At 39.8% G+C, this 11,162-nt stretch carries 12 protein-coding genes; 7 read left to right on the top strand and 5 right to left on the bottom strand.

The window, feature by feature from the left end:
• Nucleotides 1-770 precede the first annotated feature (770 nt).
• A complete protein-coding gene (locus tag DP117_RS30990; RefSeq protein WP_169222027.1) occupies nt 771-1,973 on the top strand; it encodes an L-histidine N(alpha)-methyltransferase in 1,203 nt (400 codons plus the stop codon).
• A gap of 201 nt (nt 1,974-2,174) precedes the next feature.
• Here DP117_RS30990 and DP117_RS30985 read toward each other — a convergent pair whose 3' ends face one another.
• Nucleotides 2,175-2,360, bottom strand: coding sequence for a hypothetical protein (locus DP117_RS30985; protein WP_169222026.1), 186 nt, complete (start codon nt 2,358-2,360; stop codon nt 2,175-2,177).
• 140 nt (nt 2,361-2,500) lie between these two features.
• Between DP117_RS30985 and DP117_RS30980 the strand changes: the two genes are divergently transcribed.
• Together DP117_RS30980 and DP117_RS30975 are read left to right on the top strand one after the other, a co-directional pair.
• Complete coding sequence (locus DP117_RS30980; protein ID WP_169222025.1) at nt 2,501-2,788, top strand: hypothetical protein; 288 nt, start codon at nt 2,501-2,503, stop codon at nt 2,786-2,788.
• Entirely contained in the window at nt 2,778-2,966 is a 189-nt protein-coding gene (locus DP117_RS30975; protein WP_169222024.1) for a hypothetical protein, read from the top strand. Before DP117_RS30980 ends, DP117_RS30975 begins: the two co-directional genes overlap by 11 nt.
• Before the next feature lie 223 nt (nt 2,967-3,189).
• Here DP117_RS30975 and DP117_RS30970 read toward each other — a convergent pair whose 3' ends face one another.
• Nucleotides 3,190-3,378, bottom strand: coding sequence for a hypothetical protein (locus DP117_RS30970; protein ID WP_169222023.1), 189 nt, complete (start codon nt 3,376-3,378; stop codon nt 3,190-3,192).
• Nucleotides 3,379-4,280: 902 nt separating this feature from the next.
• Here DP117_RS30970 and DP117_RS30965 point away from each other — a divergent pair.
• Both DP117_RS30965 and DP117_RS30960 read left to right on the top strand, forming a co-directional pair.
• Entirely contained in the window at nt 4,281-5,684 is a 1,404-nt protein-coding gene (locus DP117_RS30965; protein WP_169222022.1) for a WD40 repeat domain-containing protein, read from the top strand.
• 368 nt (nt 5,685-6,052) lie between these two features.
• On the top strand, nt 6,053-6,991 hold the full coding sequence (locus DP117_RS30960; protein ID WP_248277908.1) for a transposase: 939 nt from the start codon (nt 6,053-6,055) through the stop codon (nt 6,989-6,991).
• Nucleotides 6,992-7,117: 126 nt separating this feature from the next.
• Here DP117_RS30960 and DP117_RS36685 read toward each other — a convergent pair whose 3' ends face one another.
• Nucleotides 7,118-7,273: a helix-turn-helix domain-containing protein gene (locus tag DP117_RS36685; protein WP_282440339.1), complete on the bottom strand. Its 156-nt coding sequence runs from the start codon at nt 7,271-7,273 to the stop codon at nt 7,118-7,120.
• A 151-nt stretch (nt 7,274-7,424) separates the two neighbouring features.
• Between DP117_RS36685 and DP117_RS30950 the strand changes: the two genes are divergently transcribed.
• Together DP117_RS30950 and DP117_RS30945 are read left to right on the top strand one after the other, a co-directional pair.
• A complete protein-coding gene (locus tag DP117_RS30950; protein ID WP_169222021.1) occupies nt 7,425-8,192 on the top strand; it encodes a ParA family protein in 768 nt (255 codons plus the stop codon).
• Entirely contained in the window at nt 8,189-9,145 is a 957-nt protein-coding gene (locus tag DP117_RS30945) for a ParB/RepB/Spo0J family partition protein (protein WP_169222020.1), read from the top strand. The genes DP117_RS30950 and DP117_RS30945 overlap by 4 nt, the downstream gene beginning before the upstream one ends.
• Before the next feature lie 110 nt (nt 9,146-9,255).
• Here the strand turns inward: DP117_RS30945 and DP117_RS30940 are convergent, their stop codons facing one another.
• Both DP117_RS30940 and DP117_RS30935 read right to left on the bottom strand, forming a co-directional pair.
• On the bottom strand, nt 9,256-9,723 hold the full coding sequence (locus tag DP117_RS30940) for a hypothetical protein (RefSeq protein WP_169222019.1): 468 nt from the start codon (nt 9,721-9,723) through the stop codon (nt 9,256-9,258).
• A 288-nt stretch (nt 9,724-10,011) separates the two neighbouring features.
• Complete coding sequence (locus DP117_RS30935; RefSeq protein ID WP_169222018.1) at nt 10,012-11,037, bottom strand: PDDEXK nuclease domain-containing protein; 1,026 nt, start codon at nt 11,035-11,037, stop codon at nt 10,012-10,014.
• Between the last annotated feature and the right edge of the window lie 125 nt (nt 11,038-11,162).

Raw genomic sequence — 11,162 nt, 5'->3', positions numbered from 1 at the left:
AGCTTAGAGCTTTTCTTAGTGCCATTCCATTATAAACCTCCATGAAAGATACACTCTAATGCTTGAATAAATAAAACTTTAAATAAAAATTCACGTCAACTTACGCAGTCAGACATAACATGCGAACCAAATAATGTTTTTCTTAGCAACTTGGACTAGAATTATTTTCATTGCGATTAATACCAATTTGCGATAACATAATTTCTCTTTCCTGCCCTTTACAGTTTAGAATCAGGTTTTTTAAAAAATCTTTACCTACCCAATTACAATCTTTGATTTTAGAAACTTGTACGGATTTCAAGTTGACACGAATTAGAATCACCTCGTGCTGTAATTGAGAGGGTATAGAAATATGTTCTAATTGCTCTCCATGTAGTTGGATTATTTTGTTAACAAAGTGGATAGCTTTCTCACTGATTTCTTCAGTTACAACGTGTGTAAGAACGTTAATGATATAGTTGCGTTGAGTATTTACAAGGTAGGCTGTATGTCCATTAATTTGAGTTTGAATTAGAAAATAAAAGTGAACTAGTTGCATAAAATCAAGAATTAAATTTTGCTAAATAACCCGTTAACGCCTTCATTTTGACAATTAGGGGAATTTTAATAACAAACAGAACCGAAAAGACTTGCAAGCATTTTCACATGTCATATACGCAATCATACGTAAGTAGTCAATACGTCGTATGTTAATCTGCCTTGTGTTTGTACAGTAACAAGTAAATCAAAGCTATTTGAAATTATTTTTTTAAGCTAAGAAAATCAAAATTATGCTCGACTATTATAGTTCTCGTTACGAGATAGCCAAAATCTTCGGAGTATCTGAAGGGGCTGTTCGCAACTGGATAAAAAAGACTTTGAACAAAGAAATTTATTTACAACTCACTGAAGTGGATGGAGTACAGCATATTTTAAAAAACGAACATAATTGGCTAATAATGACTGAGCAAGCTGAAAAAGGTAGGAAGCATAAGCATCTGGAGTCAAGACAGGTAGTTACAGTCAGTGATGAGCTGTACAAAATTTTGGATGATAATCAACTGATTGGGTTAATAAACTCACTAGAAGTGAGTAAAAAAATTCCTCATAAACTAGTTTATCTTAATAAAGGAGCTGATTTATGGGAAAAGTTTTACGAGCGAACTTTACAAGATACAACTTATCAAACAACTTCCAGTGATCTGTATTTCTTTGAAAATCAGTATAGATTAATAAAAGATACTATCAATACAGAAAGCAAAATAAATGTGGTAGATATTGGTGGAGGAAATGGAGAGCCAGCTATGCCTCTGCTACGCCAACTACAGCAAGACAACCTTCTAAATTCATATACTGCAATTGATATAAGTTCAGAAATGCTGGAGTACACCAAGAAACATTTGATTAGGAGCGGAATTCGTGTTCCAACCGATTTTCACGTTTGTGATTTTGAGATTCAGTCCCTACAAAATATTTTGTTTAAAACCAAATATATGGGTGGGGCTAGAAAACCAACTATAGTTTTAGCTTTAGGAGGTATCCTTTTCAACAGTAACGATGTTGCACAAACATTTAAACATGTGGTTGAGGGACTTTGCCCCGAAGATTTATTTATTGTTACGAATGCACTTGATAATCCAAGCGCTCCAGTGAATTTTTCAACTTTTACAATTCCTGAGATTTATGAGCTAGACACTAAAGTTGCCAGACTATTGAATCTAAGCGAAGATCTAACTGATAACGAACTCATTTTCAATGAAAAAACTCGTTTCAGAGAGTACAACCTGGTTTTACAAAAAGATATTGATTTGTCTTTTAAGAAATTCAACCATACTGTAAAGCTTTACAAGTATGACAAAATAAACATCTGGATGCACATGAAAGACACTTTTGAGAGTATCAACCAAACAGCAAATACTTTAAATGTCGGACTTCGAGCCGTAATCAAGCACCCAGTTTTTGACAATGTTATGTACGCAATGAGTAGAAAATAGATTTCTTGTAATTTACTGGTGAATTTTTACAAAATTTTAAATTAAATTAAATTATACATGACACAACTTTACTTTTTTAAAAAGTAGGATATTAAATATTCTTCCGAATTAAAAAACTTATTTTAATTTCCATCGTTGGGTCAAACTCCCTCACCTTTAGGTGACAACTTCAATCTTCTTGGTTGGCCTCTGAGTTGTCTGTTAAATGACCTTGACTACCCTATGAATAGGGAAGCTTGCGGTCATAGGATCGTCAACATAGGAAATCGCTTCGACAAATTCTGCTGAATGCGCTGCCCACAACTTTTCTGCCTTGGCTAGGATCAGATGAATATCAGCATTTTTTAGCATCTGCATGATTTCAGTTGGGAATGTTAAACTATTCATGCTTGTTCTTATTGATGAGTAAGCTCGCGATCGCCTCCTGGGTTCCAATCAGTTGCGATCGCCGAAATTAATTTGAAAGATAACTGTAAGACAACTGAAGCAAAAGGGATAATGTTGCAGGTGGTTTTGGATTCTACGAGATGATTGATAATCTTAAAAGAGAACTAGGTGTTCCTGGTTTGGTAATTAATATCAAATTGGCTGATATTGAGGCTCTAACGAAGCAACAGACAAAGTTGAGTTTCTTAGAGGCACTCAGGAGTGCTATCGAGAGCTTTATCTCAGACGGTAGTAAGAGTGAGAGTCCTCTTTGGATAATGCAAGAATTACCAAAGGAATATGGTTTACCCGATAATGTAGATGCTCCAACGGCTAGTGAAAAAGTGCGGGAATTGCTCAAGAGCGTGCGAACTCACCTTGAAGACTGAACCAGAAGATTCGTCTGATGAATGGGCAGGCCAAGTGATGTATGACGAAACGGGTGAAAAGTTTGGTACAAGCAATTATTGGATTTTTGAGTTATCCAATTCTCCGTTTACCGATATCAACGTAGCCGTAGTTGACAAAGCAGGAATCAAGCCAACTATTAACTGGGGCTTCAGTTAAGGGCATGTCTTGAAAAAGCCGTCAAGTGAAGGACGGGGCTTTAATAATCTTTTCTTCTGTAGCTTTAACCATTGGAGCTGCGATAATCCTAGTTTGAAGATTGATTTGTTGTTGCAACAACATGAGCAACCTCAATTTCAAGACTTTGACAGGAATACCACTTGTATGACAGTTAAAACATGCTTGTAATACAGGCAGTGGAGACCAAGCAAAACGACCTTATTCAGGTAAGGTCAACTAAGCTTAAACCAAAACCTAAAACTGTTCTAAGGGCTTCCAGACTACCTACAATTTCCCCAGCATTAGAACTAAAAGGTGACATCCGTCTGTGCAACACCCTTAAAAGCGATCGCCCTTTCAATTCAATGGCAATCACTTTTTGATTGATGCTTGCCCAGTAATGCTGTACCATGAATACAATCTTGAACACTGGCTCAGTGCAGATTTTGCCGCTTTAAACACTCAGTAAAATTTGGGTACATTTGGGTGCGTTTGTACCCAACAGAATTTGGGAGAAATAACCCAAACCCTTACACTACAAAGATTCTGATTTTCAAGAGAGAAATCTTACACTTTTGTACCCAAATGTACCCATTTTTTGGTTAGCAGCATTTTTGGTTGGCTAAAAAGCTTGTTCAGCAAAGCTTTCAAGGTTGAATTCTTGTTAAGAATAAGTATTTTTACTGGTTTTTTGTTTTCTCAAGCTTGGTGTCTATTTGAAGTTTAAACTAAAAGTCGGCGATTGCGCGGAGTGCAGACGCCAGAGGCGTATCACTAAAACAAGTGTGCGTGATTAATGAGCATTTATTTTAACTTTGATGTTCCTGCAATAAACTAGAGGGTTAACGCAGAGCGTATCATGCATCCTCGTATCTGCCTTGATTTGGCGACTTGCGTCTGGAGACAGCAGAACCACTTTCTTTCGTTTTACCAACTTTCGATGATTGGGCATTTGACAAAGTATTCAGGGCAGACATAAGGCGAAACTCGACGGAACAAGGGTTAGCGTTTCCGTTAGTATGCAGATTTGTGCAGTTTCACCAGCTTTCGGTTATTAGTTGGTATTACAAAGGATCTGTCCCACTCTAGACGTGTGTTCGACCTTAATGCCCTTTCGTTGACTACTACATGACTCATGGATTATTCTTTCTATAAGCTGAATATTTGTCCGCATAGTTGTACCGCTTAGTTTGTCGGTCGGAGGATAGTCGAAAAGCTATTTGTGAGTAGCGTTTTCAAATCTCTAAACCCCACTTAGGAAACTTAAATAACATAGATATAAGTATCTACCAATAGTGAAGAGGAGTTTTATGCATGGTTGGAAAGTCAGAGTTTTCCCATACCAGAAAGAGTCGTCATCAAGGTTGGCAGTGCGTGCAAGTTATTGCAGACTACTCTCTTTCATCTGAATACTTCTTACGAAATTTAGAGGATAATTATAACTTTAATTCTTATCTAAATTTAATATTGGACTACGGTGGTCTAGTACCGCGAAAGTCTGAAGGCTATTCTAACTTTTTTAAGACTCTTAACCTTGATTTACTTGGAGCATTGATCTATGCTGGTACGGGTACTGCACGAGCTTGGGACGGTGGATATCCCGTTTTCCCTTTCGTCAATTGTGTTGAAAAAGTTGCTTTTAGCTCCAACGGGAAATTGTTAGCCAGCACCTTATCCACCCTTAAAGGCAATAACTTCGCCAAAAATTGGGTCGTCAAATTGTGGAGCATTCCCACAGGGGAAGAACTACATACCTTTAATGATAAATTTTTTTTCGGCTTCAGTGAAAATGGAAAAACATTGGCAGGATTGTACTCGCTCTGGGATATAGAAACAAAGCAAAGTACACAAAAGATTGCTGAAAATATTGATGCTCACCGGAGTATTGCACTGAGTCCTGATTTTCAGACACTCATAAGTTATCAGCAAGGGGAGTCTGATGTGCCGACAAGAATATGGAATAGAAAGAACTACATTCAAGTTGACATTCCGTCCTTGTCAGATCCGTTTGAGCCAATGCATCATTATCACCTTACTCAATTTAGCCCAGATGGTCGAATCCTCGCTAAAGTAATTGGTGGCTATTGCACACTTTTATTATATGACATTACTACAAAACGGCGAGTCTCTCTGGACTTCCAAAGAATAGGTGGTTGTATTGGTAACCTTGCATTTAGCCCAGATGGTCGAATGGTCGCTGTTGCATTGGAACAAGTCGAAGGATTTGGTTCTCTGTATGAAGCAAGATATTGTGACATTAGTTACATCCCAAAGGTTTCGGGGATTAAAGTTTTGGATGCACTTTCGACAGTTTTTGGAGCTAAATATATTGATCCAACTGCATCATATGATAGACGACAATTTTTAGCCTCCACAAAATATTCTCTGGGTAAGACGTGGGTCGTCTGCCTGGTAGATGTGGCTACAGCTAAAGAACTTTCTCGGATCAGAGTTGGTAACAAGTTTTATGACTCATTTATTCACTGTCTTGCCTTTAGTCCAGATGGTAAAACCTTAGCTTGTGGTCACGGAATAGGAAATATCACGCTTTGGCAACTAGGTAATAGCTCCAATTCTCTTGCAGCCAAGAAAGTTTGTTCTTTTGCAAGTGATTCTCGTGCAGAAGTTAAATCATTAACATTTCATCCTAGTCGTGATCAACAAATTTTAGTCAGTGGTCATGCAGATGGGGCGATCAGAATGTGGCAGCTAAGGTGAAATGTAGTAGTCTGCCAAGCCCTTCATCGCTCACTTGTGCAGCAATTCTACGAAAGACCTAAAACGTTGACCTGATGGCTTAAAGTATTAATTCATTGTGGTGGTGATACAAGTTAGGACTTACGCATTGACAAAAGTGGCAAAAAATGCAGTTAGTGAAAACAGAAGAATTTTCAGGCGCTCGCTAATTGACGAAGGCATTGAAAGACGGATAATACCTATATTGTCTCGATAATCTAGGGTTAGGGCTATCAGAGCGACTACTAAGCCTGTCCCCTGCCAAATGCGACCTGGACACTTACACTTTGTTCTTATTGGCAGAATCAAAATATCCGGGTTGTACGCGCTTGGCAGAAATTTTAGGAGGAATGTCTCACGATAGTGTCAACAGATTTTTAGTACGGGAACGTTATGAACCCAAAGATTTATTTGAGGAAGTAAAACTTGACATAAATTTGGACAATGGTACATTAAGTGGAGACGATACAGTTATTGATAAACCTTATAGTGACCCACAATTAACAGAATTAATAGGTTACTTTTGGTCAGGTAAACATCATCGTGCCGTCAAAGGAATTCAGTTAATTACTTTGTATTATACCGACGGTTCAGGCAGGTCTGTACCTGTCAATTATCGGCTTTATAACAAACAGGACGGTCAGACAAAAAATGATTATTTGCGAGAAATGATTGTCGAAGTTTTGGGTTGGGGATTACAGCCAAAGATAGTGACTACAGATGCTTGGTATTCCAGCCGGGAGAACTTAAATTTCCTTAAAAACAAGGATTTAGGCTGTCTTATGGGCGTTGCTAAAAATCGAAAAGTTTCTATCAATGGTCAAGATTACATCCAAGTGCAACATTTGGAAATTCCAGATGAAGGTTTAGTAGTGCATTTAAAAAGTTTTGTCAGAGTGAAAGTATTTCGGAGAACCTTCAAAAACAAAGATAATCGATACTATATCATGTATCTTCCTGACAAAGATGAATGTCTGCTAATTACTAGAGCGGAATTTAAAGCATTACATTCAATCCATTGGGGCATAGAGTGCTACCACAGAGCCATCAAACAAGTTTGTGGGATTGAACAATTTATGGTGAGAACAACAGAAGCTATTCATACTCACTTTTTTAGTTCAATCCGTGCTTTCACAAAGTTGGAGTTAATGCGATCTGAGGAGCTAATTGAAAACTGGTACGAGATCCAAAGAAATTTGTCACTTCAAGTGGCTCGTGATTTCATTTTGGAACACCTCAAACAGAAAGTAGACTTGAATGCACATAATCAGTTTTGTGTCAATGCGTAAGTCCTACAAGTGGCGTAACCAACCTTGGGTGTTTTACCAAGATTGGGTCATAACTTGGTATTGCGTTCTGACTGTGAAAGAATAGATAAGTTAAAACTCCAGAAGTTTGATTTTTAAATTAAAACTTCAAAACAACTCTGCCACAAACTCATCTAAATCAGAGCGCTTAATCCGCCAGGTGCTACCAATCTTTTCGGCCTTTAGCTTTCCTTCTTTAATAGCAGTGCGCAAAATCCCCTTTGACAGTCCTGTGAGGGCTTGGGCTTCTGAAAGTTTGAGCAATATCTTATCGGCAATCGGGACCAGGGGCTTATTTTGACTTTGACTTAGTAGTCTTTCGATAATATCAACATAGTTGTATTGTCTCTTAATCTGGCGCTACAATCTGCGGTATTAGGGGCAATTAATTTTGTACGACTGCAATTTATCACTTGTGAGCAAAACCCGCATCATTGCCTTATTTAATCAAAGTGGAGGCGTTGCCAAGACGACGCTTACCCAGAATTTTGGCTACCACCTGGCACTCAAAAAACGTCGCGTCCTGCTAGTGGATATGGACCCGCAAGCTAGCTTGACTACATTTATGGGACTCGAACCCGACGAATTAAACCAAACCGTCCAGCAAGCAATTGTAGATAATAAGCCACTACCTATTCATCCTGAATTAATTCACGGTATGGCCCTTGTCCCAGCCGACATTAATCTGGCGGCCAGCGAGATGCAATTGTCTGGTGCTATAGCCAGAGAATATCGTCTGAAAAATGCTCTTGCCACAGTGCAAGATAAATACGACTTCATTCTAATCGACTGTCCCCCTTCTTTAGGGTTACTCAGCATTATTAGTCTAACAGCAGCTACTCATATTCTCGTTCCCGTTCAGTGTCAATTCAAATCATTTAAGGGAACAGAACTTTTACTTAACACAATTGCAAGCGTGCGCTCACACACCAATCCCGCTTTACAATTTGCTGGGTTTGTTCCGACAATGTTTGATGGACGCACTGCTCAGGAATCACGGACAGTAAAAGCTGTGCAAGAACAACTGTCAGATATTGGTACTGTTTATCCACCCATCCCCAAAACTATTGCCTTTGCCGATGCTAGTGAGCGCAGAGTACCCTTAGTATTATTTGAGAAAAATCATCCTGCTGTTGGCGTCCTCAAAAAAATAGCGAGTAGTTTAGAAAAACTCGAACCATGAACAGCAAACGTAACGAACCCTACACCGCTATTAAAAAGCCGGTTGATTTGTTATTTGGCAGTAGTGCAGTGCAGCCTGATGAGCAAACTGGCGCTGCCAACACTATCCTTCTTACCCAAATTAAATTGCCCCAGAAGCAACCCCGCCGCTACTTTGACCCTCAAAAACTAGAAGAACTATCACGCTCGATTAAAGAATTGGGTGTTCTGGAACCTCTGCTTGTACGTCCACTTTCTGGGGGCGATTATGAATTGGTAGCAGGGGAGCGACGCTACCGAGCCGCATCGATGGCAGGCTTAACTGAGGTTCCTGTTGTTGTTAGGGAAATGGACGATGCCATTACATACCAAGTGCGCCTGGTTGAGAATTTGCAACGCGAAGACCTTAATCCCATAGAAGAAACTGAAGGTATCCTTGAATTATTGGCTTTGCGAACAGAGATGACACCAGACGAAGTAACTAGTCATCTCACCAAAATGCGCAACGTCTGTGATCGCCATAAAGAGGAAGATTCACAACTGAGACATAACGTTATGTCTCAGGCGCAAACCCTGATAGTTGAAGGGTTATTTACAACACTTGGGCGAATGAGTTGGGAGTCATTTGTCAAAAATCGCCTGCCACTGCTCAATCTTCCTGCTGATGTTTTGTCGGCACTGCGCTCTGGAAGAATCGAATACACTAAAGCGCGAGCGCTCGCACGGATTGCGGACTTGGAAACTAGAAAAGAATTCCTAGAAGATGCCATAGCCTACAATCTGTCGTTAAATGAAATCAAGCGCAAAATAAAGGAAATTTCGCAGCAAGTTAAGCCAGAAATCCCATCAATCAAAGACCAGGTTGATGATACTTTACGCTGCCTCAAACAATCTAAGGTGTGGGACGATCCAAAGAAAAAAGCTAAGTTAGAGAAGCTGTTGGCTCAATTGAAAGCATTGATTGAGGATGAGTAGTATAGCGATTCATCCTAATTGCACCCGCGTCTTAGTTTAGCGACTCTTATTGCCAAATGGAACTCTTGTTCCAAGGTGACACCGCGTGCCAGCAACTCTTGCATTGGGCGTTACTGGGGTAAGGCGTCTCTTGCGGAAGTTATTGTTGAGTTGAAGAGCGAGGCTGCTCGACGGATGATGTAGGGGTCGTTTACTTGACACAGCGAGCAATCGGCTTGCTCGAACTTGTATCGAGTTTGAGCCGATGCGTCTGGATCAGGAGCTGCATAAACCACATGTCGTACTCCTGCCCGAATCAAGTTAGTTGTACAATCCCCCATATATTCGCCTACTCCTCCAGGGGTACGCTTTCCACATGGCTCTACTGTTGTATATACAATGTCGTCTGGAAGAATTTGGAGAGCAGAGAGTTCGATTTGACGCAGAAGTACATATTCGGCATGTCTGCCGTCATTACAACTAACCCCAGAAGCCACAATGTTTCCTTGTCGTACCAAGCACGAACTCACCACTCCACCAGTGTCGTCGGATTTCGCGGCAATGGTAAATAGATGTTCAAATATCTCTTGCTCTGTCATAGAACAACTCTCTTATTGGAAGGTGTTGGTATATTACTGCTGTTGATAGGAGAAAGCAAGTGCTGCACCAGTTAACAACGTGCCATTCCCAACCGTCAGCAATCGCAAGTTTCGGCAGACTTACTTTTTTGGCACAAAGATGATTCTGACAAGAGAGGAGTACAAATCGTGTGAACCTTTATCAAAGGTCAAGATATCGCAGTTATGCTCCAAAGCCGTGGCTACTTGGCAGGTGTCTTCAAAGTCTGAACCGTTTAAAATTTTGTGAGCTGAGTTGAAATTTGTTTTCTATTCCTCCAAATCTAGAGAATCTAGTAGCTGCTCTTCACTGGGCAAGAACTTGGCAATCTTTTCTGGCAGGCTTTGAAAGTTGTAGGTAACTACACTCACCGGCTTGTTAGTAGATCTGAGAGCGTACTCTACAAGGCTTCTGTTTTTATCCCGACACATCAAGATGCCAATGGCTGGGTTTTCCTCTTTGTATTTGTAATCGGTATCTAAAATCTCTAAATAGCCCTGGATTTGGCCCATATCTTTCATAGAGAAAGCTTTAGCTTTGAGTTCAAATAGTATAAAGCCTCTGTACTTTCTGTGGTAGAACAGCAGATCTACAGGGTAGTCTTCCCCGTCAACTTCTAGAGGGAATTGACGACCACAGAAGCAGAAGTCTGGTCCAAGCTCCCTTAAGAGTTTAACTATATTGCGTACCAGTCCGTCTTCTAGCTGTTTTTCAATCACTTCTTCCCTAATCCCAATCAGGCTCAGGTTGTAATCATCTTTGAATTGCCATCTCAGCTTATTTATCTCTTCTACGCTCATTTGGTTTACAAGCCTGTGGGAGAAATTCGTTTGTAGTCTTTGGTGATTTGCAAACTCTTTCATCAAGATTTTCTCTTCAATAGCGCGCTTACTAAGCCCCTTCTCCAAACAGAGGTTGATGTAGAATTCTTTCTCGACTTCTTCTTTCGCCTTCTCCATGATGATCACATTTTGTGACCAAGGAATTTCTTGCGCCACTGGTGCAAGTTTTGACTCTTTGTACGTTTCGTAAAACTTCTTCATTCTCCATAAATTGTCTTTGGAGTAACCCTTGATTCCTGGAAATTCTAATTTAATATCTTGAGAAACCCTATCTACTACATTGCTGCCCCACTTCTCTTTCTCTACCTTTTGAGAGAGCATCTTCCCAGTATCCCAGTACAAAGCAATAGACTCTTTGTTTATTGCCTTCAAAGATAAATATCTAGCTTCTTGAATACGTCTTTTTAGATCACTAAGAAACTGGGGATAGGAGGAAGGTAAGCCAGAGTTCATGCCCTAAAGATGGGCAAAGGCTGGATTGTTGTCAATCTGAAGAGAGTTTGTACTAAGTAGGTCAAAAAGTCATAAGTAGAACTTTGCCAAATCCTACTAAACCTGCTAGATATAGCGTTTCCCAG

The organism is Brasilonema sp. UFV-L1 (assembly GCF_012912105.1).
Classification (GTDB): domain Bacteria; phylum Cyanobacteriota; class Cyanobacteriia; order Cyanobacteriales; family Nostocaceae; genus Brasilonema.
The sequence above is the reverse complement of the archived record's forward strand: the minus strand, read 5'-3'. Positions and strand labels throughout refer to the sequence as shown.